Below are 24135 nucleotides of genomic sequence, written 5' to 3' on the forward strand. Positions count from 1 at the left end.
GAGCATGGCCGAGAAGTACACGACGACCGACAGCGGCGCGCCCGCGCCCAGCGTCGAGCACTCACTGACCGTCGGATCCGATGGGCCCATCCTGCTGCAGGACCACTACCTGATCGAGCAGATGGCCAACTTCAACCGGGAGCGCATTCCGGAACGCCAACCCCACGCAAAGGGTGGTGGTGCCTTCGGCCAGTTCGAGGTCACCCAGGACGTCAGCGCCTACACCAAGGCGCGGTTCCTGCAGCCCGGCGCCAAGACGGAGATGGTGGCCCGGTTCTCGACCGTGGCCGGTGAGCGCGGAAGCCCAGACACCTGGCGTGACCCGCGCGGATTCTCGCTGAAGTTCTACACCGACGACGGCAACTTCGACATGGTCGGCAACAACACCCCGGTGTTCTTCGTGCGTGACCCGATGAAGTTCCAGAACTTCATCCGCAGCCAGAAGCGGATGGCTGCGAACAATCTGCGTGACCACAACATGCAGTGGGACTTCTGGACGCTGTCGCCGGAGTCCGCGCACCAGGTCACCTGGCTGATGGGTGACCGCGGTATCCCGAAGACCTGGCGGCACATGAACGGCTACTCCAGCCACACCTACAGCTGGATCAACGACAAGGACGAGCTGTTCTGGGTCAAGTACCACTTCAAGACCGACCAGGGTATCGACTTCCTCACCCAGGAGGACGCCGACCGGCTGGCCGGCGAGGACGCCGACTACCACCAGCGCGATCTGTACAACTCGATCGAGGACGGCAACTTCCCGTCCTGGACGCTGCACGTGCAGATCATGCCGTTCGAGGACGCCAAGACGTATCGGTTCAATCCCTTCGACCTGACCAAGGTGTGGCCGCACAGCGACTATCCGCTGCACGAGGTCGGCAGGATGACGTTGAACCGCAATGTCGTGGACTACCACGCACAGATCGAGCAGGCCGCGTTCGAACCGAACAACATCGTGCCCGGCACCGGGCTCAGCCCGGACAAGATGCTGCTGGCGCGGGGGTTTTCCTACGCCGACGCGCACCGCGCGCGGCTCGGGGTCAACTACAAGCAGATCCCGGTGAACGAACCCCACACCGAGGTGCGTGCCTACAGCAAGGACGGCGCGATGCGGATCCGCAACGCCACCGATCCGGTGTACACGCCGAACTCGATGGGTGGGCCCGAGGTCGACCCCAAGCGGGCGGCCGAGGTGCACTGGGCGGCCGACGGTGAGATGGTGCGGACCGCCTACGCGCTGCGCCAGGACGACGACGACTTCGGCCAGGCCGGCACCATGGTCCGTGACGTCCTCGATGACGCGGCCCGGGAGCGGTTGGCGCACAACATCATCGGTCACGTCTCGGATGGTGTGAAGGAGCCCGTGCTGTCCCGGGTCTTCGAGTACTGGAAGAACGTCGACCCCGAACTCGGCAAGAAGGTCGAGGAAGGCGTCCGCAACGGGGGCTAGGTTGGATCAGCGTTCGGAATCGATTGACACGGGCGGCCACCCACGCGGTGGCCGCCCGTGCCATTGGCGCCCCGAAGTCGTGCTTGACTCTCTCCCTGCGGGAGACCGCAGCCTGGGGGCATGACATCAGACAGCACCGAAGCGACCGTCATCGGCTGGGATCAGCTGCCCGGACCGATCACCACGTACCTCGTCGCCCACGCCCGCCGCGACACCGGCGCGGCTCTGGCGGCGTTCACCACCGACGCCGTGGTCACCGATGAGGGCCGTGACCATCACGGCGGCGCCGAGATCGAGGAGTGGCTGAAGAGCTCGGGCGACTCCTACTCCTACACCACAGAATTCACCGGTGCGAGCACCCTCGCCGCGGCGTCGTTCGACGTCGTGCAGCATCTCGAAGGTGACTTTCCCGGGGGCGTCGCCGACCTGCATTACCGATTCACCCTCGAGGGCGGTCGAATCAGCCGGCTGGTGATCGAGCCATGACACGACGATGGTTCATCACCGGCGGCACCCCGGGTGGATTCGGGATGGCCTTCGCCGAGGCGGCGCTCGAGGCCGGCGACCGGGTGGCGCTCACCGCCCGACGGCCCGCCGAGCTGCGGGAGTGGGCGCAGGGCTACGGCGGCCGCGTCCACGTCGTCGAGCTCGACGTCACCGACGCCGCACAGATCCACGCGGCCGTCGACGCGGCGCACCAGCGCTTCGGCGGTATCGATGTGCTCGTCAACAATGCCGGCCGGGGCTGGTACGGCTCGATCGAAGGCATGGCCGACGCGCAGGTACGGGCGATGTTCGAGCTGAACTTCTTCGCGGTGCTCGCCGTCACCCGGGCCGTACTGCCGGAAATGCGCCGCCGCGGCAACGGATGGATCGTCAACATGTCCTCGGTGGCGGGGCTGACGGGGGTGGCCGGCTTCGGCTACTACAGCGCAACGAAAGCCGCGGTCGAGGCGGTCACCGAGGTGCTCCGTGAGGAGGTCGCTCCGCTGGGCATCAACGTGCTGGCCGTCGAACCCGGAGCGTTTCGCACCCAGGCGTACGCCGGGTTCGCCGAAGAGCCGGTCACCGAGGCGGTCAGTGACTACCGCCCACTGCTCGAGAGCGTCCGCGCCGTCATGGTCGAGCAGGACGGGCACCAACCCGGGGACCCTCGGCGTGGCGCGCGTGCGGTGATCGCGGCGATGGCGCAGCAGCCACCACCGCACCGGCTCGTGCTCGGCAGCGCCGGCTTCGACGACGTGATCACGACGCTCGAGCAGACCCTGCTAGACCTTCGCGCCAACGAAAATCTCGCCCGCGGAGCAGATTTCGTTGATCAGTCATGACGAGACAGCCGGAACACCGGCCAGCCGATCTCGGTGCGCCACGATGCGGGCTCGGGCGTGTCGCGCGGCCCCACCACGTAGGTCTCGTGAATGGGGCCGGCGACGGTCAACGCGTGATCGACCACCCAGGATCCCAGCTTTCCGTAGGTGACGTCGATGTCGTCATGGGGCCCCGGGTGAACCGTGACGGCGAGCTCGACCTCCGGTAACTCGACGACCTCGATGCGTCCGGATGCACGCGGATTTCGGACCGGGCGGAAGACCGTCAGAGCCCCGGCGCCCTGGACGAACAGCTCGTTGGAAAACTGGCCACCCGGCGGGCCGGTGCGCTCCTCAGGGGCGAAGACGCCATCCAACTCCGCCATGGCCGCGTCGTACCACGCCAACGAGTCGGCGAGCCGTACATGACCGGTGATGCCGGCAACGGTGCGCTGCGGCAGCGTCCGTACGTCGATCGGCAGTCCCACCGGTTCGGGATGCAGCAGTCGCCGCAGCGAGACGACGGCCATCCGGGTTCTGTCCATCTCGTCTTCGAGGCGTCTCAGATGTCCTTCGACCACCGCAGCACGCTGCTGCGCGTCACCGGTGGCGAGGATGGTCCCGATCTCGGCAAGCGGGACGTCGAGCTGGCGCAACTGGTGGATGACCTGGGCGGTGGGGATCTGCTCGGGCGCGTAGTACCGGTACCCGGTCGAGGGATCCACCGTGTCGGGTTCGAGAAGGCCGGCGGCATGGTACCGGCGTAGCGTCCGCACGCTCAGGCGCGTCAGGGTGGCGAACTCTCCGATGGTCAGGGTGGAGCGCACGTGTGGTCCTCCTTTGACGCTCTCCCCGGGGAGACGGCACAGTCAGCTCAGATCGCGATCATAGAAGCACTTTTCAGAAGAATGCCGAAGATCCGATCCGTCAGGCTCAGCGCTGACTGTTGCTCTGGCCCGGGTAGGGCAACAGCGCCATCTCGCGCGCGGTCTTGATCGCCAGGGCCACCTGACGCTGCTGCTGCACCGTCACGCCCGTGACGGCGCGCGAGCGGATCTTGCCGCGTTCGGAGATGAACTGGCGCAGCGTGGAGGTGTCCTTGTAGTCGACGCGCTCGATGTCCAGGCTGTCGAGCAGATTGCGGCGCTTCTTGGCGGGCGGCGCGTCGCGCTTCTTGCCCCTCACCAGCTGGACTTCCGCACGCCGGGGAGCTGGCCTTCGTGCGCCAGTTCGCGCACCCGCACCCGGGACAGCCCGAACTTGCGCAGATGACCGCGCGGGCGGCCGTCGACGGAATCGCGGTTGCGTACCCGCACCGGACTGGCGTCGCGGGGCTGACGGTTCAACTCGCTCTGGGCGGCTGCGCGGGCTTCGGGCGAGCTGGACGGCAGGCGGATGATCTCCTTGAGTTCGGCCCGCCGTTCGGCATACCGGGCCACGGTCGCACGCCGCTTGTCGTTGGCGGCGATCTTCGATTTCTTGGCCATCAGCGCTCCTCGCGGAAGTCGACGTGCTTGCGGATCACCGGGTCGTACTTGCGCAGCACGATGCGGTCTGGATCGTTGCGCCGGTTCTTGCGGGTGATGTAGGTGTAGCCGGTGCCCGCGGTGGACTTGAGCTTGACCAGCGGGCGGATCTCGTTGCGCGCCATCAGATCTTCTGGCCTTCCCGGCGCAACCGGGCAACCACGGCCTCGATGCCGTCCCGGTCGATGACCTTGATGCCCTTGGCGCTGACGCGCAGCGTGACCCGGCGCCCCTCGGAGGGCAGGTAGTAGGTCTTGCGCTGGATGTTGGGGTCCCAGCGCCGGCGGGTGCGGCGGTGGGAGTGCGACACCGTGTTTCCGAAGCTCGGGGAGCGACCGGTCACCTGGCAGTGAGCGGACACGGGGCACCTCCTTAATGACAATGATTTTCGACAACTGGTGTCGTCGACTGTAGCGTGAACAACGTCCTGATGAAAATCGTTCCCGATAGAGGAGGAAGTATGCGGACCCCGGTCATCGTCGTGGCTGGCCAGTGCGACACCGACGAGATCGCTCACGTCCTCCTCGTGCCCGGCACCGCCCTGGTCGAGCACTGGTTCGACGGACACGTCGTGCACCGCCGGACGGTCACGGTGCAGAACGGGGTGCATGTCAGCGCCGACACGGTGCTCGAGCTCATGAACTGTTGTGTGGCCTGCACGGTGCGCAACGACCTGCTCGACCACCTGCGTGCGCTGCACCGTCGGCCCGGCGTCGAGCGCATCGTCGTCCGCCTCTCGCCGTGGACCGAGCCCGAGCAATTGTGTTTCGCGCTGACCCGGTCGGCATGTGCGCGCGACGTCGCGCTCAGCGCGGTGGTCACTGCGGTGCACACACCGACCTGGCTCCCCGGAGCGGTCGGCGAGGAGGAACTCGACGACGGCATGACGGTGGCGCAGGTGCTCGTGGGGCAGGTCGAGTTCGCCGACGTCGTCGTGCTGTCCGACCCGCATCCCGACACCCTCGCCGTCACCCGGCGGCTGGCGCCCAAGGCCCGCATCACCGTCGGGCCCGAGCGGTTGGAACGGGCGCTGTCAGGTCTGCGGCCGGACGCGCGCCGCGGCCGCAGCGACAACCCGCATGGGCCACTGCTGGCCGGGCAGCCGCCCCTGGAGCCGATGGGCCCGGTGAGGCTTGTGGAGTTCGCCGCACGCCGCCCCTTCCATCCGGAGCGGCTCCACGCCGCCGTGGACCTGCTGCTCGAAGGCGTGGTCCGCAGCCGGGGCCGGCTCTGGCTGGCCAACAGGACCGATCGGGTCATGTGGCTGGAATCGGCCGGCGGTGGCCTGCGGGTCGACCACGCGGGACCGTGGCTGGCGGCGATGACGTCGCGCGAGGTCGCCTATGTCGACCCCGAACGGCGCGCGATGGCCGATCTGGCATGGAGTGACCGGCACGGTGACCGGCACACGTCGATGACCGTGCTGGTGTGCGGTGCCGATCCGGAGGAGATCCTGGCCGGACTGCGGGGGGCACTGCTCACCGATGACGAGATGGCCCGACCGGAGTCGTGGCGCCACTATCCCGATCCGTTCGGGGACTGGCACCTCGACCGGCTTCTGACCGAGGACGCCTGATCCGGCGGACTGGCATGATCGGTGGCATGAGCATCGAAGACCAGGCGAACCCCGACGCCGTGACGCGAGCGACCGAGGTCTGACGTGCGCGGCCTCCGACTTCTGGCCGGTGTCGCCGCCGCATTGATGGGTGTGCCGTTGGCCATCGCGGCGTCGGCGAGTCCGTCCGCTCCAGGCGTGGTCAACTACGCCGTCCTGCCCAAGGGGTCGGTCAGCAACATCGTCGGTGCCCGGTTGAACCACGAGTGGACGTTCACCGAGCCGTTCCAGTCCTTCTGGGTGGACAACCCGGCCTGCAACAACTGGGCCGACATCGGTCTGCCCGAGGTCTACGACGATCCCGACCTGGCCGCGTTCAGCGGTGCGGTGGCGCAGGAAACGCCGACCGACATGACCCACCTCGTCAAGCAATCCGTGGGAGTGTTCGCCACCACCGACGCTGCCGACCGCGCCTTCCACCGCGTCGTCGACCGCACCAGTGGATGCAACGGCCAGACCACCGCGATGCACCTGGACAACTTCACCACCGAGGTGTGGACCTTCACCGGTGGCGTGACGACGGCGACCGAGGCCGACTGGGTCAAGCAGGAAGCCGGGACAGACCGGCGCTGCTTCGTCACCACCCGGTTGCGGGAGAACGTGTTGCTGCAGGCCAAGGTGTGCCAGTCGGGTAACGGCGGACCCGCGGTCAACGTGTTGGCCGGGGCGATGCAGAACACCTTGGGCCAGTAGGTCACGTGATCAGGTCACGTAACGGCGGGTGAATTCGGGTACACGTCACCCACGTGTCACTTGCCGAACGCGGGACTTTGTCGGTGCGGTCTGGAAGATGGACACAGAAGGTAGCGACCGTTCCCGACCCGGAAGGGGCTGACATGGCCCGCGCCACCGTCTGTGAGGGCGCCGCTGTCGGCTGCGCCGAGCCGTTGACCAGCGCTGAAGATGCCGCCCAGCACGTCGCCGAACAATGTCTGACCGACGGTCCGGTCGGGCAGGTGGGGCTGGAGATCGAGGCGCACTGCTACGACCTGGCCGATCCGACGCGCCGTCCCGGCTGGGACGAGTTGACCGCGGTGATCGCGGCGTTGCCGCCGCTGCCCGGAGGCAGTGTCGTCACCGTCGAACCCGGCGGAGCGGTCGAGCTCTCGGGGCCCCCGTTCGACGCCGCCCCCGCGGCGATCGCGGCGATCGCGCGGGACCGGGCTGTCCTGAAGACCCGCTTCGCGCAGGCGGGTCTGGGTCTGGTCCTGCTCGGCGTGGATCCGATCCGGCCGGCCCGGCGCGTGAATCCGGGAGGCCGCTATCAGGCGATGGAGCAGTTCTTCGAGGCCAGCGGGACCGGTGAGGCGGGCGCGGCGATGATGACGTCGACGGCCTCGGTCCAGGTCAATCTCGACGCAGGGCCGCGCTCCGGGTGGAGTGAACGGGTTCGGCTGGCGCATGCGCTCGGCCCGGTGATGGTGGCGGTCGCCGCGAACTCCCCCATCCAGCACGGCAGCTTCACCGGTTGGCGGTCGTCGCGTCAGCGGGTGTGGAGCCGGTTGGACTCGGCGCGCTGCGGGCCGATCCTCGGGGAAAGCGGCGACGACCCGGCCAGTGACTGGGCGCGCTACGCCCTCCGCGCGCCGGTCATGTTGGTGCACGGTTCCGAACCGACCCCGATCACCCAGTGGGTCCCGTTCGCCGACTGGGCCGACGGCACGGTGCTCCTCGATGACCGGCGCCCGACCCTGGCGGATCTCGACTACCACCTGACCACCTTGTTCCCGCCGGTGCGGCCGCGCGGCTTCCTGGAGATCCGCTACCTCGACAGCACCCCGGACGCGATCTGGCCCGCCGTGGTGTTCACGCTGACCACGCTGCTCGACGACCCGTCGGCCGCCGCCGTCGCCGCCGAGGCGACCGAGCCGGTGGCCACGGCATGGGACTGTGCCGCCCGCACCGGGCTGCAGGACCGGCGGCTGCACGACGCGGCGAAACGGTGTGTGCAGGCCGCCGCTGAGAGGGCACCCGCGGCGGTCGAGGAATCCATGCAGCTGCTCGTGCGTTCGGTCGAACAAGGATGGTGCCCAGCCGACGACTTCGCCGACCGGGCCGTCGAGCACGGCATCGCGGGCGCGGTGCGGCAGCTGGCCCACGCCGAGATGTAGGGGAGATGTGACCACACACGAGGTGCTCGCCGACGAGCTGACCAAGGCCCGGCAACGCACGCTGCGGCTCGTCGACTTCGACGACGCCGAGGTGCGCCGCCAGTACGACCCGCTGATGAGCCCGCTGGTCTGGGACCTGGCGCACATCGGGCAGCAGGAGGAGTGGTGGCTGCTGCGCGGCGGCAACGCCGACCGCCCGGGGCTGCTGAGCCCGCAGGTGGACCAGCTCTACGACGCGTTCACGCACTCGCGCGCCAGCCGCGGCGAGCTGCCGCTGCTGCCGCCGGCCGATGCGCGCGCCTACTGCGACACCGTGCGCGGCCGTGCCCTCGATGTGCTCGAGGCCCTGCCCGACGACCACCCCGAGGCCTTCACGTTCGCGATGGTGGTCAGCCATGAGAACCAACACGACGAGACGATGCTGCAGGCGTTGAGCCTGCGATCCGGTGCCCCGCTGCTCGGCCGCGGCGCGGCTCTACCTCCGGGGCGCACCGGGGTGGCCGGGACGTCGGTGCTGGTGCCCGCCGGGGAGTTCGTTCTCGGCGTCGACGCCACCACCGAGCCGTTCTCGCTCGACAACGAGCGCCCCGCCCACGTCGTCGACGTTCCCGCGTTCCGCATCGGCCGGGTGCCGGTGACCAACGGTGAATGGCGCGGTTTCATCGACGACGGCGGCTATCGCGAGCCCCGCTGGTGGTCGGCCGAAGGTTGGACCCATCGCCGACAGGCCGGGTTGACCGCCCCGCTGTTCTGGGGCGACGGGGCGCTCACGGGCACCCGCACCCGGTTCGGCCACTTCGAGGACATCCCCGACGACGAGCCCGTCCAGCACATCACCTACTTCGAAGCCGAGGCATACGCGTCGTGGGCCGGGGCCCGGCTACCCACCGAGGTCGAGTGGGAGAAGGCCTGCGCCTGGGACCCGGCCACCCGAACCCGGCGCCGCTACCCCTGGGGGACGACAGCACCCACGGCCGCGCTGGCCAACCTCGGCGGGGACGGTCTGCGGCCGGCGCCGGTCGGTGCCTACCCGGCCTCGGCGTCCGCCTACGGTGCCGAACAGATGCTCGGCGACGTGTGGGAATGGACGTCCTCACCGCTGCGGCCGTGGCCCGGCTTCACCCCGATGGTCTACGAGAACTACTCCCAGCCGTTCTTCGACGGAGTCACGACCGGCGACTACCGGGTGCTGCGCGGCGGGTCGTGGGCGGTCGCGCCGGGAATCCTGCGGCCCAGCTTCCGCAACTGGGACCATCCGATCCGCAGGCAGATCTTCTCCGGTGTGCGACTGGCCTGGGACGCGCATGTGTAGGCATCTGGGCTGGCTCGGAGAGCCGGTGTCGGTCGCGTCGCTGATGCTGGAGCCGCCCTCGGGTCTGCTGGTTCAGTCCTATGCGCCGCGCCGCCAGAAGCACGGACTGATGAACGCCGACGGCTGGGGTGTCGGCTTCTTCGATCGGTCGGTGCCCCGGCGGTGGCGCAGCGCCTCCCCGCTGTGGGGAGACCCGTCGTTCGCGTCGGTGGCGCCGGCGCTGTCCAGCGGGTGCGTCGTCGCGGCCGTCCGTTCGGCGAGTGTGAACATGCCCGTCGAAGCTTCGGCGTCGGCGCCGTTCACCGACGGCACCTGGTTGTTGTCGCACAACGGAATCGTCGACCGCGCGGTGCTGCCGATGTCGCGGCGAGCCGAGTCCACCAATGACAGCGCGCTGCTCGCCGCGCTGATCTTCGACCGCGGTCTGGACCACCTCGGCGACACCATCGTGGAGGTGGCCGCCGGGGATCCCGATGCGCGGCTGAACATCGTGGCCGCCAACGGCTCCCGGATGCTGGCCACCACCTGGGGGGACACCCTGTCGGTGTTACGCCGACCCGATGGGGTCGTCATCGCCAGCGAACCCTACGACGACGACCCGTCCTGGCAGGAAGTCCCGGACCGCCACCTCGTCGACGTCACCGGCACAGAGGTGACGCTGACGCCCCTGAGAGGATTGTGATGACCGACCTGTCGCTCGACAACTACCTTGCCGCGGACGCCGCCGACGCGGCGCTGCGCCGCGACGTCCGCGACGGGTTGACGCAGCAACCGAAAACGTTGCCGCCCAAGTGGTTCTACGACGCCGTCGGCAGCGACTTGTTCGACCAGATCACCCGGCTGCCCGAGTACTACCCGACCCGCGCCGAGGCGCAGATCCTGGCGGCCCGCGCGGGTGAGATCGCCACCGCCTCCGGGGCGGACACCCTCGTCGAGTTGGGCAGCGGCACGTCGGAGAAGACCCGGGCACTGCTGAACGCGTTGCGCGAGCAGGGGTCGCTGCGCCGCTTCATCCCGTTCGACGTCGACCCCAGCGTGCTTCAGCTGGCGGGGCAGGCCATCCAACAGGAGTACCCGGGTGTCGAGATCAACGCGGTGTGCGGTGATTTCGAGGAACATCTGGGCAAGATCCCGGCCGTCGGCCGGCGGTTGGTGGCGTTCCTGGGCTCCACGCTCGGCAACCTCACGCCCGGACCGCGTGCCGAGTTCCTCGCGTCGGTCTCGGAGATGATGCAGCCCGGTGACACGTTGCTGCTGGGCACCGACCTGGTCAAGGACGTCGACCGGTTGGTCCGTGCCTACGACGACAACGCCGGGGTGACCGCGCAGTTCAACCGCAACGTGCTCACCGTGGTCAACCGCGAACTCGGGGCGGACTTCGACGTGCCCGCCTACCAGCACGTCGCCAAGTGGAACGCCGACGAGGAGCGCATCGAGATGTGGCTGCGGTCGACGCGTCCGCAGCGGGTGCACATCACAGCGCTGGATCTCGACGTCGACTTCGCCGACGGCGAGGAGATGCTGACCGAGGTGTCGTGCAAATTCCGCCGATCGGGGGTGGACGCCGAGCTGGCCGCCGCCGGACTGGAGCGCACCCACTGGTGGACCGACGAGGCCGGCGACTTCGGGCTGTCGCTCTCGGTGAAGTGAGCACATCTGGTGACATGACGCTCGCCGAACAATGGCGGGCCGCCCGCCCGCCCGCGGCGGGCATCCATGTCGACAGCGCGGCCTGCTCACGGCAGAGTTTCGCGGTCATCGACGCGTCGGCGGCCCACGCCCGCCACGAAGCCGAGATCGGCGGATACCAGGCCGCAGAGGCCGCCGTCCCCGCAGTAGATGCCGGTAGGGTCGCCGTTCGCGCGCTCACCGGCATGACCGACGCCGACGTGTACTTCACCACCGGCTCCAACCACGCCCTGGACATCCTGCTCGACGACTGGCGCGGCGCGCGCCAGCTGGCCTGCCTACCCGGTGAGTTCGGGCCGAATCTGGCCATCATGGCGCGGCGCGGGTTCGAGGTGCGGACTCTGCCGGTCGACGGCGCCGGCCGACTCGACGTCGACGAGGCGAGCAGGGCGCTGTCGGCCGACCCGCCGCCGCTGGTGCATTTCACGATTCTGGGTAGCCACACCGGGACGGTGCAGCCCGCCCGCGAGCTGGCCGCGCTGTGCCGCGACCTCGGAGTGCCCGTCGTCATCGACGCCGCACAGGGTTTCGGCCACCTCGACTGCGCCGGGATCGGCGCCGACGCGTTCTACTCGTCGTCGCGAAAGTGGGTCGCGGGCCCGCGCGGTGTCGGCGTGCTGGCCACCCGGCCCGGTCTGCTGTCCGAACCGACCGTGCTGCGACTCGGCCACGCCGAAACGAATGTCGGCCTGCACGTGGGTTTTTCCCTGTCCCTGGGGGAGTACGTGGCGGCCGGACCCGCCGAGATGCAGGCCCGACTGCGGGAGGTCGGGGCCGCCGCCCGCACCGCACTGGCCGGTGTCGCAGGCTGGACGGTCGTGGAGCCGGTCGACGAACCCAGCGCGATCACCACACTGCGCCCGCCGCCGGGTGTCGACCCCGCGACCGTGCGCGCCCGGTTGATCGCCGAGCACTCCATCGTGACGACCTACCTGGGGCCGGAGCGAGCCCCGCGGGAGATGACCGAGCCGGCGTTGCGGGTGTCGCCGCATGTCGACGTCACCGACGCCGAGCTCGCCGCCGTGGCGGGCGCACTGCACGCCGTCACCCCCTGACCCACCGGCCATGACGCTGCCGACCTGCCCGATCGGGTAGGTCCGCCACTGCCCGGTCGTGCGCACTTGCGCTGCCCGACGATTCGGTCTTGCCGCACAACTGTTCCGTAGCTCACATCCGCGCGCCTACCGTGCCATCTCAGAGCACCGACTCATCCCTGCTGCATCGTCGCCACGGCCCGGAAAGGACCCCACCATGAAGGTCGAAGATCTCCTCAAGCCCTTCCCCATCAAGGAATTCCACCCCTTCCCCCGCGCCATGATGGGTCCCGGCGCACACGAGATGGTCGGTCCCGAAGCGCTCAAAATGGGCTTCAAGCGCACCCTGCTGATGTCCTCCGGGCTGCGGGGCACCGACATCGTGCACAACATGGCCGAATCGCTGAAGTGGCACGGGCTCGAGGTCGTCGTCTACGACCAGGTGGAGTCCAACCCCAAGGACTACAACGTCATGGACACCGTGAAGCTCTACCAGGAGAACGAATGCGACAGCTTCGTCTCCATCGGCGGCGGCTCCACCCACGACGCGTGCAAGGGCGCCCGCATCTCGATCGCCCACGACGGGCGCAACGTCAACGACTTCGAGGGCTTCAACAAGAGCGAGAACCCCAAGAACCCGCCGCACATCGCGATCTCGACCACCGCGGGCACCGGTTCGGAGACGTCGTGGGCCTACGTCATCACCGACACCACCACCGACCCGGACAACCCTCACAAGTACGTCGCGTTCGACGACGCGTCGGTGGCCACGCTGGCCGTCGACGACCCGGTGCTCTACTACGAGTGCCCGGTCGACTACACCGCGCAGTGCGGCTTCGACGTCCTCGCGCACGCCTCGGAGCCCTATGTGTCCCGGCTGAACTTCGAACCGTCGCTGGGCAACGCGATCCGCGCGATCAAGCTGACCGCCGAGAACCTGCGTGAGGCGACCTGGAACGGCACCGACCTCAAGGGCCGCGAGGGCATGATGTATGCGCAGTACATCGCCGCGCAGGCGTTCAACTCCGGCGGCCTGGGCATCATCCACTCCATCTCGCACGCGGTCAGCGCGTTCTACGACACCCACCACGGTCTGAACAACGCGATCGCGCTGCCGCGGGTGTGGGCGTTCAACATGCCGGTGGCCTACAAGCGGTTCGCCGACATCGCTGCGGCCATGGGGGTGGACACCTACGGCATGACCGACGTACAGGCCGCCGACGCCGCACTGGCCGCCGCGATCCGGTTGCTGCGCGACGTCAACATCATCGAGAAGTTCACCGACGTCAAGCAGGACAGCTACTCGAAGAACCGGCTGGGCCAGGGCCCCACCAAGTTCTACGAGAACGCTCCGGTGATCAAGGGCGACAAGGCCGACGTCGACCGCATCACCAACCACGTCCTCGGTGACGCCTGCACCCCGGGTAACGCCAAGGAGTGCACGTTCGACACCGTGCGCCCGGTGGTCGAGCACTGCATGAACGGCGACCTCGACGAGCTGCTGCCCTGACATGTTCTCGACTGTCGAGGAGGTGCGTGAGGCGCTCGCCGGCGAGGGATACATCGCCGACGAGCGCCTGGCCACCACCGTGTTCCTGCAGACCCGCCTGGACAAGCCGCTGCTGATCGAGGGTCCCGCCGGGGTCGGGAAGACCGAACTGGCCAAGGTCCTCGCCGCCGCCACCGGTCGGCGACTGCTGCGGCTGCAGTGCTACGAAGGTCAGGACGAGACCAAAGCACTCTACGAGTGGGACTACGGCAAGCAACTGCTCTACACCCAGATCCTGCGGGAGAAGATCGGCCAGATCGTCTCCGACGCCGCCGATCTCGGCGAAGCGGTGGAACGCATCGGCGCGCAGGAGAGCGTGTTCTTCTCCGACCGGTTCCTGGCCCCGCGCCCGCTGCTGGAGGCGGTGCGATCCGAGGAACCGGTCGTGCTGCTGGTCGACGAGATCGACCGGGCCGACGAGGCGCTGGAGGCGGTGCTGCTGGAATTGCTGGGCGAGTACCAGGTCTCGGTGCCCGAGATCCGCACCTTCACGGCCAAGCACGCGCCGTATGTGGTCCTGACCTCGAACAACACCCGGGACCTCGCGGCCGCGCTGAAGCGGCGCTGTCTGCACCTGTTCCTGGACTACCCGGCCGCCGAGCGCGAACTCCAGATCGTGCGGTCGAAGAAGACCGGACTGCCCGACGCGCTGGCCGCGCAGCTCGTCGACATCGTCCGCGGTCTGCGAGAGCTGGAACTGCGCAAGTCGCCCAGCATCTCCGAAACCCTTGACTGGGCCCGCACTCTGGCCGTTCTCGGCGTCGACGAACTGTCCGCCCAGGTGCTCTCCGACACCGTCTCGGTCGTGGTCAAGTACGACAAGGACGTACGGAAGGCCCTCGACGCGCTGCCGCGCCTGGTGGACCCGAACGCCACGGTGCCGGCCTCGTTGCGCAACGGTCATTCCCATGGTCATTCCCACGGTGGTCACTCCCACGACCACAGCCATGACGGCCATGACGGTCATTCCCACGATCACGGGGATGACGATCACGGTGGCGACGGCCGGGCGGTGCGAGCCGCCAAGGACAAGCCGGGCCGATTCACCGACGGCTACTACGGCACCCCGAAGAAGGCCGGGCAGTCCGGGCCGACGGCATCTTTGGGCCGCCGGCGGGCGCTGTAGCGATGCGGAGCCAGTAGCCATGGAGGCGACCCTGCACCGATTCATCCGGCTGTTGCGGCTGGCCGGAGTGCGGGTGTCCATCCCCGAAGCGCTGGACGCGATGCGTTGCGCCGCCGAGCCCGATGTGCTGTCGTCGCGGACCGTGCTGCGCACCGCGCTGCGGGTGGCGCTGGTGAAGGACCATCGCGACGAGGCCGTGTTCGACGAGATCTTCGACGCTTTCTTCTCGTTGGTGCGTGTCGGCCCGGACGAACACGGGCACGGTCACTCCCACGCTCATGACGATCTCGCCGACACCGGGGACCTGGAGTCGTTCACGATCTCCGAAGAGCCCAGCGAGACACCGCAACCCGGCCACGAACACGGCAAGCCGGCCAGTATCCGGGACTACTTCAAGCAGGAGGACCTGGCCCAGCGCTACAACCTGCATCAGGAGGCCAACAAGATCGACCTGGCCGCGCTGACCGACGAGATCGCCTTCTCCAAGGACAGTCGCACCGGCGACGACGAGTCCTACCGCATGCAGCTGAGCACGGAGCGGCTGAGCGGCGCAGGCACCGCCGGCAGCCTGGCCACGGCGAGCGGGACCCCGGTCGATGCGGAGCTGTCCATCGCCGAACAGGAGGTGCTGTTGGGCTGGCTGGACGGCCAACTCGACGACGCGTCCGGCGACGAAACCGACGCCGCCGAGTTACGGGCCCGGCTGGCCGGGGTGCTGGAGAACCTGCCGCAGGCCCTCAAACGTCACCTCGAGGCGCTGCTCGCGCTGGAGACCAGGATCGTCGAGACGACCGAGCGCCGGGAGGCGACCGTCGACCGTATCGCCGAGCGCGAACGCGCGGATCTGGAGGACTCGCTGCGCAGGCTGGCGCGCACGCTGCACGGTGCACTGACCCACCGGCACCGGGTCACCGCCGCAGGCAGGGTCGACTCCGGACGGACCATGCGGCGCAACATGCGCTTCGACGGCGTGCCGTTCGTCCCGGCCACCACCCGGCGCGCCGAGGACCGCCCCCGGCTGGTGGTGCTCGCCGACGTCAGCCTCTCGGTGCGCGCGACCTCACGATTCACGCTGAGCCTGGTGCACGGGCTGCAGGACCTGTTCACCCAGGTGCGCTCGTTCGCGTTCGTGGCCGAGGTCGCCGAGACCACCGAGCTGTTCCGCGACCATGCCGGTGAGCGGGCGCTGGGGTTGATCTTCGGGGGTGACGTCATCGATGTGGCCGCCAATTCCGACTACGGCGCCGTGTTCGGGGACTTTTTGGCCGAACACTCTTCGGCGGTGACCCGCCGCACGACCGTGTTGGTGCTCGGCGACGGCCGTAACAACGCCAAGGACCCGAACCTGGCGGCGTTCGAGGAGATCACCCGCCGCGCCCGCGAAACCGTCTGGCTGACCCCCGAACCGCGCTACTCGTGGGGCCTGGGCAGCTGCGATCTGCCGGCGTACGCCGAATACTGCGACCGGGTGCGCGTGGTGGCCGACCTGACCGGTCTCGAGCGCGCGGCGCACGACTTCGCGGCCGAGGCGGTCGGGCGGTGAGGAAAGCGCACGCCACGAACCGCGTCGAGGCGACCAGGCCGGGTCGTACCCTGGAGCATGCAATGTTGCCCGGGTCACATTCGGTGCGTCCGGGACGGGCAGGACGAGGCGAGACCGTGGCGAAGCTGGACATGAGAGGACCCACCTCGGCAGACACGCGTTACCCGACGCTGACGGCCGAAACCGATCGGGCCCACGCGGCGGTCGCTCCGCGGCTGCTGAAGTTCCACGCGCCGGAGATCGTGTTCGGCGTTGACTCGATGGCCGAGGCCGCGCATGCCGCGCTGCGCCTCGGTGCGCTGCGTCCCATGCTGGTGACCGACCCCGGGCTGATCGCGGCGGGCTGGGTCGACGAGATGGTCGCGCATCTGCGTGAGCAGGGTGTGCGGGCGGTCGTCTGGAACGACCTCACGCCCAACCCGAAAGATCACGAGATCGCCGCCGGCTATCAGCGTTACGCCGAGCAGGGTTGCGACGTGCTCGTGGCCGTCGGCGGCGGATCGGTCATCGACGCCGCCAAGGGAATTGCCATCCTAGCCGCCAACGGTGGCGACATCCTCGACTACGAGGGCGTCGACAAGGCGCAGGTGCCCATCCCGCCGCTGGTGGTGGTCCCCTCGACGTCGGGGACCGGGGCCGACGTGTCGCAGTTCTGCATCGTCACCGACACCACCCGCAACACCAAGATCACGATCCTGGGCCGCGCGCTGGTGCCCGACACCACCGTCATCGACCCTCGTTTGCTGACCACGATGCCGGATTGGCTCAACGCGGCCACCGGTCTGGACGCCCTCACGCACGGCATCGAGGCGTTCGTGTCGCTGGGCCACAACCAGCTGACCGACCACCACGCGCTGCGGGCCGTGCAGATGGTGACCGACAACCTGGTCTGCACCATGGAGCGGCCCGCCGAGATGTCGGCACGCGTGCTGATGGCCCAGGCTGCCCTCGAAGCCGGGCTGGCGTTCACCAACGCGATCCTCGGCGCCGCGCACGCGATGAGTCACCAGGTCGGGGGCCTGCTCGACCTGCCGCACGGGGTGATCAACGGGGTGTTGCTGCCGCACGTGGTGCGGTTCAACGCCGAAGCCGACCCGCAGCCCTACGCCGTCATCGCCACCTGCCTCGGGGTGGCCGATCCGCGGTCCCCGGCGGCCGAGGCCGCGTTGGCGCTCGCCGACCGCATCGATCGGCTGGCCCGCGACGTCGGGGTGCCGCGGGGGCTCGCCGCGCTCGGGGTGCGTCACGAAGACCTGCCGCGGCTGGCCCGCTCCGCGTTGCAGGACGCCTGCATGAGCACCAATCCGCGCCCCGCCGACGAAGAGCAGATGCGCGCGCTGTTCCAGGCGGCGATGTGACGCCCGCCGGGGCGGCCCCGTGACCGCCCCCGATCTGGCGCGGCTGACCGGGCTACGGTCGGGCAAGGGAAGCTTCTATCCCGAATTGCGGGTCACGGCTCAGCGTCTGCACCGCACGGTGACGGCGCTGGACACCATCTCGCGCGCGCTGGTGCGGACCACCGAAGGGCCGGAGAACCTGGTGCGCGCGGTCGCCGAGGCGGCCCGCGCCCACCTCGACGCGGAGTGGGTGCTGCTCGCCCTGGCCGACGGCGCGCTGCCCGAGGCCAGTGTCCGGCACCTCATCGTCGACTCGGACGGGGTGGTGTACGCCTTCGAAGGGCTCTCCGAAGCCCGCGACCCCGGTCCTCACCTGCCCGACGCGGTGCTCAACCGGCTCAACGACATCTTGCGCGGGCAACTCGCGCAGTTCCGCTCGCCGGTCATCGAGAGCCGGCACGCCCACGTGCCCATCGAGCTCGACGGAGACGTGATCGGCGCGTTCGCGGCGTGGACGCCCACGCACCGCACCCTCGACGAGACCGACGCGGTGGTGATGCGCATCCTGGCCGGGCAGACCGCGGTGGCGTTGCAGAACTCGGCGCTGTTCACCAAGTCGCTGGCACTGCTGGCGCAGTCCGAGGCGCGCAACGCCGAGCTCCTGGCGACCCAGCGGGAACTCGGTGCCGCCCAACGCCATCAGGTGCTCGACTCCGAACGTCACCGCATCGCGCGCGAGCTGCACGACAGCGTCGCGCAGACCGTGCTGTCGGCAGGTATGCAGATCCAGGTGTGCCGCAGTGAGATCGACGGCCTCGACGGTCGCGAGGACCTGGGGGAGCGACTGGACCTGGCCAAGGATCTGACCCGATCGGCGAGCGAGCAGCTGCGCTCGGCGATCTATGCGCTCAACCAGCCCGGCGACGACGCCCATCGGTCCAGCCTGGCCGAGATGCTGGCCCAGCTGGCCACCGTGCACATGCCCGAAGATCTGCGGGTGGGCCTGCGGGTCACGGGTCCGCGGGTCGAACTGCCCGGCGAGGTCGAACACGCGCTGCTGCGCATCGCCGGGGAGGCACTGTTCAACACCGCCATGCACGGCAACGCCACCCGAGCGCAGCTGCGCTTGACCTACGACGACTTCGGCGTGAGCCTGGCGATCGCCGACGACGGCACCGGTGACCCGGCCAAGATGCGGTTGATCCTGCAGCTGGCCGAGGCCACCGACGTCGACGGCCGACACCGCGGCCTGGCCAACATGCGTGCCCGCGCCCACGAACACGGCGGCACATTCGAGGTCCACCGCGCCCGCATCGGCGGTGTCCGGGTGGTGGCCCGCATCCCGTACCCGCAGTCGGATCCAGAAGAAAGCTGCCACCCATGAGCGAGATCCGGCTTGTGCTCGTCGACGACCACGCGATCCTGCGGCAGGGGTTGCGCTCGGTCCTGGAACGCGCCGACGATCTGGTCGTCGTCGGCGAGGCCGCCTCGGAGGCGGAAGCCGAAGCGGTGGTGCGGGCCACCGCTCCCGACGTCGTGCTTCTCGACCTCAAGCTGTCGGCCGGCTCGGAGTTCGAGGGACTGACGTTGTGCACCAAGCTCTCTGCGGCCTACCCCGACCTCGGGCTGTTGGTGCTCACCACCTTCCTCGACGAGGACCTCGTGGTGCGGGCGGTGCACGCCGGCGCCCGCGGCTACGTCGTCAAGGACGTCGACACCACCGAACTGGTCCGTGCCATCCGCGCGATCTCGGCGGGCGACAGTGCGTTCGACTCCCGCAGTGCCGCAGCCGTGGTGCGCTCGATGTCCGGTCGCGCCGAGGCACGTCAGCAGCTCACCGACCGCGAGCTGGAGGTGTTGCGTCTGCTGGCGGCGGGGTTGTCCAACAACAAGATCGGCGAGAAGCTCTACATCTCGGCGACCACCGCGAAGTTCCATGTCAGCAACATCATGCGCAAGCTCGAGGTCAGCCGCCGGGCTGAGGCGGTGTACGCGGCCAGCAAGCGCGGCCTGATCTGAGGGGGGCGCGACCGCGCGCTCAACCTGCTCGGCGATCCAGGATCAGCCAGCCGCCGTGATGATCGTGGACGTGCGCCGTCCACCCGGGATGAGCCGAGCAGGTGGCCGTCGCCAGCGCTTGCAACACAGCCGGATCGAACCGCTGCACATGGCCGTAACAGGCACGCGGCTCGGCTTCGTAGGGGACGGCGACGATCACGCGGCGGCGGGCGAGCCGCACCGCCTCGTCCAGCACAGCGGTGATCGACGCGGTGGGCAGATGCTCGATCAGATGCAGCGCGGTGACGGTGTCTGCGCACCCGTCGGGCAGCGGGGCATCGGCGGCGTCACACACCAGCGTGTGCAGAGGCCGCCGCATCTCGGTGCTCATCTCGGCCAACAGGCGCATCACCGGCGCGCTGAGATCGGTGGCCAGCACGTCGAATCCCTGCTGTGTCAGCCGTAACGGGAAGAACCCGAAACACGAACCGAGGTCGATCACCTGCCGGCCCCGCACCTGGCCCGCGGCGAAGGCGTGGATCGGCGCGAACGCGGCGGTGCCCTCCTCCAGGCGCGCGACGGAGTTGCGGTAGAAACGCGCCCACGAGTCAAGTCCCCCAACGACTGTCGAGCGCACGACACCGGTGAAGACCAACTCGAACTCGGTCTGCCCCCGCAATACGCCACTGTCGACCAGCTCGTCGGCCAACATGACGGCCAGATCGTCGGACAGCTCGTCGGGGGTCAGGTCGTGGTCGACGAGCAGCACCTCCCCGTACCGTTGCACGCAGAATCGCGTTGTGCACGTGGCAGTCTGGGCGGCGTGCCGGTGATGCGGATTCCGGCGGCGCCGCACCCGGACACCGGCGCAGCTCCACACGCCGGCATCGCTGGGGGCGAGCGGGTCGAGCAGCGCGGCGGTCACAGCCCCAACGCTATTGATCGATGAGCTGGACGCGCGCGCTCCGAACGGGTGGATCGTCGCGCCCGTCCGGGCGGGCAGGTCCTGCCCGGTTGGCGAGTGCCCCGTGGGCACCGGGTGCCATAACGTCGAGGCACACCACGTCGGGAAGGAGCCGCCATGGAGCGTATCGCCAACGAAGAGCTGGACGCCGAGATCGTCACCGAGACCCTGGTCGAGGAAGTGTCGATCGACGGAATGTGCGGGGTCTACTGAGATGGCTGCCACCGGTTGGTTCGAGACGGTCGCCGAGGCTCAGCGGCGTGCCCAGAAGCGGTTGCCGCCCAGTGTCTACAGCGCTCTGGTGGCCGGCTCCGAGAAGGGCGTCACGGTCGGTGACAACCTCTCGGCGTTCAGCGAGATCGGGTTCGCCCCACACGTCGCGGGGCTGTCCGCCAAGCGCGATATGGCGACGACGGTCATGGGGCAGTCACTGTCTATGCCCGTACTCATCTCCCCCACAGGGGTCCAGGCCGTCCACCCGGACGGTGAAGTGGCGGTGGCACGCGCTGCTGCGGCACGCGGCACCGCCATCGGTCTGTCCTCGTTCGCCAGCAAGTCGGTCGAGGAGGTCGCGGCGGCGAACCCGCAGACCTTCTTCCAGATGTACTGGACCGGTGGCCGGGACCGGCTGCTCGCCCGGATGGAACGTGCCCGACGGGCCGGTGCGGTGGGTCTGATCATCACCACGGACTGGTCGTTCTCCAGCGGACGGGACTGGGGCAGCCCGGCGATCCCCGAGAAGATGGACTTACGGGCGATGCTGCGCTTCGCGCCCGAGGGCCTGCGCCGGCCTCGCTGGCTCGCCGAGTTCGCCAAGGCCGGCAAAATTCCCGATCTGACCGCCCCCAACCTGGCCGACGGGGGCGAGGCTCCGACGTTCTTCGGCGCCTACGGCGAATGGATGCAGACTCCGCTGCCGACATGGGAGGACATCGGGTGGCTGCGGGAGCAGTGGGGCGGGCCGTTCATGCTCAAGGGCGTGATGCGTGTCGACGATGCCAAGCGTGCCGTCGACGCCGGGGTCAGCGCCATCTCGGTCTCCAACCACGGCGGCAACAACCTCGACGGCACCCCGGCACCGATCAGGGCACTGCCGGCGATCGCCGACGCGGTCGGTGATCAGATCGAGATCGTTCTCGACGGCGGGATCCGACGGGGCAGCGACGTCGTCAAGGCGGTCGCTCTCGGCGCGCGGGCGGTCATGATCGGCCGCGCCTATCTGTGGGGACTGGCCGCCGGTGGTCAGAGCGGCGTGGAGAATGTGCTCGACATCCTGCGTGGCGGAATCGATTCCGCGCTGCTGGGGCTCGGTCTGTCGTCGATCGACGAGCTCAGAGCCGCCGACCTCGTCATCCCCGACGGCTTCCGCCGCGACCTCGGCGCCTGACGGCTACGCGGGTTTGTGGGCGGTGAGCAGGAACGCGGGCATCTTCATCCGGCCGCGGTCGTCGCGCCCGTGTTCGGGCATCGAGAACTCCGGGGTATCGGGCATGTTCGCATGGATGAACGCCGGCCGGATCTCGTCGATCGACCAGTACCGCCCCACCGCGGCACGCAACTCGTCCTCGTCGACCCCGTTGGGCTTGGTCTCCATCTCGGCGGGAAACGCATCCTCGGCGAAGACGAGCACATAGTAGGTTGCCCCCGGCGCGGCCGCGCGGAACACCGCCTGCTGGTACGCATCCCGCGCCTCGACCGGCAGCGAGTGGAACAGCGTCGAGTCGATGATCGTGTCGAAGCGGTTGTCGAAGCCGGTGAAGCTGGTGATGTCGTCCTGCACGAACGTCGCAGTGGACAGCCCGCGCTCCTCGGCCGCACGGCGCGCGGCCGCCACAGCAGTGGGGGTGAGCTCGATGCCGACCACGGTGAAACCCTGTGCCGCCAAGGCCAACGACAGCTCGGCGTAACCACACCCGGCGTCGAGCACCTCACCGCGCACCCCACCGGTGTCGATCAGCGCCGCCAGCTCCGGCTGGGGCTCGCCGATGTTCCACGGCGGCGCCCCCTCGAACCCGGGGCTCTCGCCGCGATAGGCGCTGTCCCAGTCCATCACCTCTGAGCTATCCGGTGCCATGAGACCAACCTACGCCGGCACCTCCCACGTGTGCACCGGCTCGTTGCTGTGCATGCCCTGGCAGTACAACCGCAGCATCTCGGCCAGCGCATCAGGCCGGCTCAGGCCGCGGCCCTGCAGCGCTTCGACCGTCAGGGACTGCCAGGCGGCTCCGTTGCGGCCGGACTTCGCGCGGCCCTCGATGACGCCGAGATAGCGGTCCCGGACCTCGGCGGCCACCTCCCACCTGCGCAGGCCCTCGTCGGCCAGCGGGAGCAACTGACGCAGCACGAGCTCGTCGGGAGTCACCTCGCCGAGCTCGGGCCAGTACAGTCGGGCCTGCATGCCGTTCTGGGCCGCCTCCAGGAAGTTGGCATGAGCCGCAGCGAAACTCATCTTCGTCCACAACGGGCGATCCTCTTCGGACAGCGCACGCAGCGCCCCGTAGTAGAACGCCGAGTTGGCCATCATGTCCAACACGGTCGGCCCGGCCGGGAGGACACGGTTCTCCACCCGCAGATGCGGTCTGCCCTCGACGACGTCGTAGACCGGACGGTTCCACCGGTAGATGGTGCCGTTGTGCAGACGCAACTCCGAGAGCTTCGGGGTGCGCCCGTCGGCCAGTTCGGCCACCGGGTCCTCATCGGACATCTCCGGCAGCAGCGACGGGAAGTAGCGCACGTTCTCTTCGAACAGATCGAAGATCGACGTGATCCACCGTTCACCGAACCACACCCGGGGGCGGACCCCCTGGGTCTTGAGCTCATCGGGTCGGGTGTCGGTGGCCTGGGCGAACAACTCGATCCGGGTCTCGGCCCACAGGTGATGCCCGAAGAAGAACGGGGAGTTGGCCCCCAGCGCCAACTGGGGTCCGGCCAGCACCTGCGCGGCGTTCCAGTTGTCGGCGAAATCGGCGGGGGAGACCTGCAGATGCAATTGCATGCTGGTGCAGGCTGATTCGGGGGCGATCGAGGCGGTCTGCAGGCTGAGCCGCTCGGGGCCCGCGATGTCGATCATGATGTCCTCGCCGCGCGCGGTGAAGATCGAGTCGTTGAGCGCCTGGTAGCGCACCGACTCGCTCATCCAGCTGCCGGTGAGGTGTTCGGGCATCAACGTCGGCAGGATGCCGATCATCACGATGTGCGCGCCGTCGGTGCTGGCCTTGGCCTCGGCGGCGTTGAGGCTGGCACGCACGTCGGCTTCCAGGTCCAACGCCGCACGCCCGGGCAGCCGGCGCGGCGGCACGTTGAATTCGATGTTGTAGGCACCCAATTCGGTCTGGTACGCCGGGTCGGCGATCGCGGCCAGCACCTCGGAGTTGCTCATCGCCGGCTGATACTCCGCGTCGACCAGGTTGCACTCGATCTCCATGCCGGTCAGCGGCTTCTCGAAGTCGAAGCTGGACTTGGCGAGCATCGTCTCGAAGACGTCGAGGCACAGCTGAACCTTGCGCCGGTAGTCGCGCCGGTGCCCCGGTCCGAAGCTGGTGTGCTTGAGTTCCTCACCCACTCCGCCATTGTC

General features: G+C 68.9%; 26 protein-coding genes. 18 read left to right on the forward strand and 8 right to left on the reverse strand.

Features of this window, described 5'->3' with window-relative positions; translation table 11 throughout:
• Positions 1–4: 4 nt before the first annotated feature.
• The 3 genes from ACEWX3_RS02245 (at position 5) to ACEWX3_RS02255 (ending at position 2778) form a co-directional block, all read left to right on the forward strand.
• Positions 5–1450 carry a catalase gene (locus ACEWX3_RS02245; protein WP_374158582.1) on the forward strand — a complete coding sequence of 482 codons (1446 nt, stop codon included), beginning with the start codon at positions 5–7 and terminating at the stop codon, positions 1448–1450.
• Positions 1451–1570: 120 nt separating this feature from the next.
• Positions 1571–1936: a nuclear transport factor 2 family protein gene (locus tag ACEWX3_RS02250; RefSeq protein ID WP_374158583.1), complete on the forward strand. Its 366-nt coding sequence runs from the start codon at positions 1571–1573 to the stop codon at positions 1934–1936.
• Positions 1933–2778, forward strand: a complete 846-nt coding sequence (locus tag ACEWX3_RS02255) for an SDR family NAD(P)-dependent oxidoreductase (protein WP_374158584.1) — start codon at positions 1933–1935, stop codon at positions 2776–2778. The genes ACEWX3_RS02250 and ACEWX3_RS02255 overlap by 4 nt, the downstream gene beginning before the upstream one ends.
• Here the strand turns inward: ACEWX3_RS02255 and ACEWX3_RS02260 are convergent.
• The 5 genes from ACEWX3_RS02260 to rpmB form a co-directional block, all read right to left on the reverse strand.
• On the reverse strand, positions 2769–3584 hold the full coding sequence (locus tag ACEWX3_RS02260; protein ID WP_207065374.1) for a MerR family transcriptional regulator: 816 nt from the start codon (positions 3582–3584) through the stop codon (positions 2769–2771). The two genes, ACEWX3_RS02255 and ACEWX3_RS02260, sit on opposite strands and share 10 nt — an antisense overlap.
• Before the next feature lie 106 nt (positions 3585–3690).
• Positions 3691–3942 carry a 30S ribosomal protein S18 gene (rpsR, locus tag ACEWX3_RS02265; protein WP_374158585.1) on the reverse strand — a complete coding sequence of 84 codons (252 nt, stop codon included), beginning with the start codon at positions 3940–3942 and terminating at the stop codon, positions 3691–3693.
• A complete protein-coding gene (gene rpsN, locus ACEWX3_RS02270; RefSeq protein ID WP_207065376.1) occupies positions 3939–4244 on the reverse strand; it encodes a 30S ribosomal protein S14 in 306 nt (101 codons plus the stop codon). The genes rpsR and rpsN overlap by 4 nt, the downstream gene beginning before the upstream one ends.
• Positions 4244–4408, reverse strand: a complete 165-nt coding sequence (rpmG, locus tag ACEWX3_RS02275; protein WP_152519031.1) for a 50S ribosomal protein L33 — start codon at positions 4406–4408, stop codon at positions 4244–4246. The genes rpsN and rpmG overlap by 1 nt, the downstream gene beginning before the upstream one ends.
• A complete protein-coding gene (gene rpmB, locus ACEWX3_RS02280; protein ID WP_163672071.1) occupies positions 4408–4644 on the reverse strand; it encodes a 50S ribosomal protein L28 in 237 nt (78 codons plus the stop codon). The genes rpmG and rpmB overlap by 1 nt, the downstream gene beginning before the upstream one ends.
• 99 nt (positions 4645–4743) lie before the next feature.
• Here rpmB and mrf point away from each other — a divergent pair, with 99 nt between their 5' ends.
• The 13 genes from mrf (at position 4744) to ACEWX3_RS02345 (ending at position 19618) form a co-directional block, all read left to right on the forward strand.
• A complete protein-coding gene (gene mrf / locus ACEWX3_RS02285; protein ID WP_374158586.1) occupies positions 4744–5859 on the forward strand; it encodes a ribosome hibernation factor-recruiting GTPase MRF in 1116 nt (371 codons plus the stop codon).
• A 126-nt stretch (positions 5860–5985) separates the two neighbouring features.
• Positions 5986–6591, forward strand: coding sequence for a sensor domain-containing protein (locus ACEWX3_RS02290; RefSeq protein WP_374159758.1), 606 nt, complete (start codon positions 5986–5988; stop codon positions 6589–6591).
• A gap of 143 nt (positions 6592–6734) precedes the next feature.
• Positions 6735–8009 carry an ergothioneine biosynthesis glutamate--cysteine ligase EgtA gene (gene egtA, locus ACEWX3_RS02295; RefSeq protein ID WP_207065379.1) on the forward strand — a complete coding sequence of 425 codons (1275 nt, stop codon included), beginning with the start codon at positions 6735–6737 and terminating at the stop codon, positions 8007–8009.
• A 7-nt stretch (positions 8010–8016) separates the two neighbouring features.
• Positions 8017–9321, forward strand: a complete 1305-nt coding sequence (egtB, locus tag ACEWX3_RS02300; RefSeq protein WP_374158587.1) for an ergothioneine biosynthesis protein EgtB — start codon at positions 8017–8019, stop codon at positions 9319–9321.
• Positions 9314–10003, forward strand: a complete 690-nt coding sequence (egtC, locus tag ACEWX3_RS02305) for an ergothioneine biosynthesis protein EgtC (protein ID WP_163672067.1) — start codon at positions 9314–9316, stop codon at positions 10001–10003. Before egtB ends, egtC begins: the two co-directional genes overlap by 8 nt.
• Positions 10003–10971 carry an L-histidine N(alpha)-methyltransferase gene (gene egtD, locus ACEWX3_RS02310; protein WP_374158588.1) on the forward strand — a complete coding sequence of 323 codons (969 nt, stop codon included), beginning with the start codon at positions 10003–10005 and terminating at the stop codon, positions 10969–10971. The genes egtC and egtD overlap by 1 nt, the downstream gene beginning before the upstream one ends.
• A 14-nt stretch (positions 10972–10985) precedes the next feature.
• Positions 10986–12065 carry an ergothioneine biosynthesis PLP-dependent enzyme EgtE gene (gene egtE, locus ACEWX3_RS02315; protein WP_374159759.1) on the forward strand — a complete coding sequence of 360 codons (1080 nt, stop codon included), beginning with the start codon at positions 10986–10988 and terminating at the stop codon, positions 12063–12065.
• 196 nt (positions 12066–12261) lie between these two features.
• Positions 12262–13554 carry an NDMA-dependent methanol dehydrogenase gene (mdo, locus tag ACEWX3_RS02320; protein ID WP_163672065.1) on the forward strand — a complete coding sequence of 431 codons (1293 nt, stop codon included), beginning with the start codon at positions 12262–12264 and terminating at the stop codon, positions 13552–13554.
• Position 13555: 1 nt separating this feature from the next.
• On the forward strand, positions 13556–14719 hold the full coding sequence (locus ACEWX3_RS02325; RefSeq protein WP_374158589.1) for an AAA family ATPase: 1164 nt from the start codon (positions 13556–13558) through the stop codon (positions 14717–14719).
• Positions 14720–14738: 19 nt separating this feature from the next.
• Positions 14739–16262, forward strand: coding sequence for a VWA domain-containing protein (locus ACEWX3_RS02330; RefSeq protein WP_374158590.1), 1524 nt, complete (start codon positions 14739–14741; stop codon positions 16260–16262).
• A 131-nt stretch (positions 16263–16393) separates the two neighbouring features.
• Positions 16394–17620 carry an iron-containing alcohol dehydrogenase gene (locus ACEWX3_RS02335; RefSeq protein WP_163672062.1) on the forward strand — a complete coding sequence of 409 codons (1227 nt, stop codon included), beginning with the start codon at positions 16394–16396 and terminating at the stop codon, positions 17618–17620.
• A 19-nt stretch (positions 17621–17639) separates the two neighbouring features.
• On the forward strand, positions 17640–18983 hold the full coding sequence (locus ACEWX3_RS02340; RefSeq protein WP_374158591.1) for a histidine kinase: 1344 nt from the start codon (positions 17640–17642) through the stop codon (positions 18981–18983).
• A complete protein-coding gene (locus ACEWX3_RS02345; RefSeq protein WP_207065386.1) occupies positions 18980–19618 on the forward strand; it encodes a response regulator transcription factor in 639 nt (212 codons plus the stop codon). Before ACEWX3_RS02340 ends, ACEWX3_RS02345 begins: the two co-directional genes overlap by 4 nt.
• A 19-nt stretch (positions 19619–19637) precedes the next feature.
• Here the strand turns inward: ACEWX3_RS02345 and mftM are convergent, their stop codons facing one another.
• The gene (mftM, locus tag ACEWX3_RS02350) at positions 19638–20522 is read right to left on the reverse strand and encodes a mycofactocin oligosaccharide methyltransferase MftM (RefSeq protein ID WP_374158592.1); all 885 of its coding nucleotides are present in this window, start codon (positions 20520–20522) and stop codon (positions 19638–19640) included.
• A gap of 156 nt (positions 20523–20678) precedes the next feature.
• Here mftM and mftA point away from each other — a divergent pair, with 156 nt between their 5' ends.
• Complete coding sequence (mftA, locus tag ACEWX3_RS02355) at positions 20679–20774, forward strand: mycofactocin precursor MftA (protein ID WP_374158593.1); 96 nt, start codon at positions 20679–20681, stop codon at positions 20772–20774.
• Position 20775: 1 nt separating this feature from the next.
• Positions 20776–21948, forward strand: coding sequence for a pre-mycofactocin synthase MftD (gene mftD, locus ACEWX3_RS02360; protein ID WP_374158594.1), 1173 nt, complete (start codon positions 20776–20778; stop codon positions 21946–21948).
• A 3-nt stretch (positions 21949–21951) separates the two neighbouring features.
• Here mftD and ACEWX3_RS02365 read toward each other — a convergent pair whose 3' ends face one another.
• Both ACEWX3_RS02365 and ACEWX3_RS02370 read right to left on the reverse strand, forming a co-directional pair.
• Positions 21952–22611: a class I SAM-dependent methyltransferase gene (locus ACEWX3_RS02365; protein ID WP_207065408.1), complete on the reverse strand. Its 660-nt coding sequence runs from the start codon at positions 22609–22611 to the stop codon at positions 21952–21954.
• 33 nt (positions 22612–22644) lie between these two features.
• On the reverse strand, positions 22645–24123 hold the full coding sequence (locus ACEWX3_RS02370) for a glutamate--cysteine ligase (protein ID WP_221359064.1): 1479 nt from the start codon (positions 24121–24123) through the stop codon (positions 22645–22647).
• Between the last annotated feature and the right edge of the window lie 12 nt (positions 24124–24135).

It is taken from the genome of Mycobacterium sp. G7A2, assembly GCF_041902445.1.
In the GTDB taxonomy this organism is placed as follows: Bacteria; Actinomycetota; Actinomycetes; order Mycobacteriales; family Mycobacteriaceae; genus Mycobacterium.

What these genes read in the sequence shown, in the direction of transcription:
- ACEWX3_RS02245 (WP_374158582.1), top strand. Translation starts at nt 5, where the DNA reads ATGGCCGAGAAGTACACGACGACCGACAGCGGCGCGCCCGCGCCCAGC.
- ACEWX3_RS02250 (WP_374158583.1), top strand. Translation starts at nt 1,571, where the DNA reads ATGACATCAGACAGCACCGAAGCGACCGTCATCGGCTGGGATCAGCTG.
- ACEWX3_RS02255 (WP_374158584.1), top strand. Translation starts at nt 1,933, where the DNA reads ATGACACGACGATGGTTCATCACCGGCGGCACCCCGGGTGGATTCGGG.
- rpsN (WP_207065376.1), bottom strand. Translation starts at nt 4,244, where the DNA reads ATGGCCAAGAAATCGAAGATCGCCGCCAACGACAAGCGGCGTGCGACC.
- rpmG (WP_152519031.1), bottom strand. Translation starts at nt 4,408, where the DNA reads ATGGCGCGCAACGAGATCCGCCCGCTGGTCAAGCTCAAGTCCACCGCG.
- mrf (WP_374158586.1), top strand. Translation starts at nt 4,744, where the DNA reads ATGCGGACCCCGGTCATCGTCGTGGCTGGCCAGTGCGACACCGACGAG.
- ACEWX3_RS02290 (WP_374159758.1), top strand. Translation starts at nt 5,986, where the DNA reads ATGGGTGTGCCGTTGGCCATCGCGGCGTCGGCGAGTCCGTCCGCTCCA.
- egtA (WP_207065379.1), top strand. Translation starts at nt 6,735, where the DNA reads ATGGCCCGCGCCACCGTCTGTGAGGGCGCCGCTGTCGGCTGCGCCGAG.
- egtC (WP_163672067.1), top strand. Translation starts at nt 9,314, where the DNA reads ATGTGTAGGCATCTGGGCTGGCTCGGAGAGCCGGTGTCGGTCGCGTCG.
- egtD (WP_374158588.1), top strand. Translation starts at nt 10,003, where the DNA reads ATGACCGACCTGTCGCTCGACAACTACCTTGCCGCGGACGCCGCCGAC.
- egtE (WP_374159759.1), top strand. Translation starts at nt 10,986, where the DNA reads ATGACGCTCGCCGAACAATGGCGGGCCGCCCGCCCGCCCGCGGCGGGC.
- mdo (WP_163672065.1), top strand. Translation starts at nt 12,262, where the DNA reads ATGAAGGTCGAAGATCTCCTCAAGCCCTTCCCCATCAAGGAATTCCAC.
- ACEWX3_RS02325 (WP_374158589.1), top strand. Translation starts at nt 13,556, where the DNA reads ATGTTCTCGACTGTCGAGGAGGTGCGTGAGGCGCTCGCCGGCGAGGGA.
- ACEWX3_RS02330 (WP_374158590.1), top strand. Translation starts at nt 14,739, where the DNA reads ATGGAGGCGACCCTGCACCGATTCATCCGGCTGTTGCGGCTGGCCGGA.
- ACEWX3_RS02335 (WP_163672062.1), top strand. Translation starts at nt 16,394, where the DNA reads ATGAGAGGACCCACCTCGGCAGACACGCGTTACCCGACGCTGACGGCC.
- ACEWX3_RS02345 (WP_207065386.1), top strand. Translation starts at nt 18,980, where the DNA reads ATGAGCGAGATCCGGCTTGTGCTCGTCGACGACCACGCGATCCTGCGG.
- mftA (WP_374158593.1), top strand. Translation starts at nt 20,679, where the DNA reads ATGGAGCGTATCGCCAACGAAGAGCTGGACGCCGAGATCGTCACCGAG.
- mftD (WP_374158594.1), top strand. Translation starts at nt 20,776, where the DNA reads ATGGCTGCCACCGGTTGGTTCGAGACGGTCGCCGAGGCTCAGCGGCGT.
- ACEWX3_RS02365 (WP_207065408.1), bottom strand. Translation starts at nt 22,611, where the DNA reads ATGGACTGGGACAGCGCCTATCGCGGCGAGAGCCCCGGGTTCGAGGGG.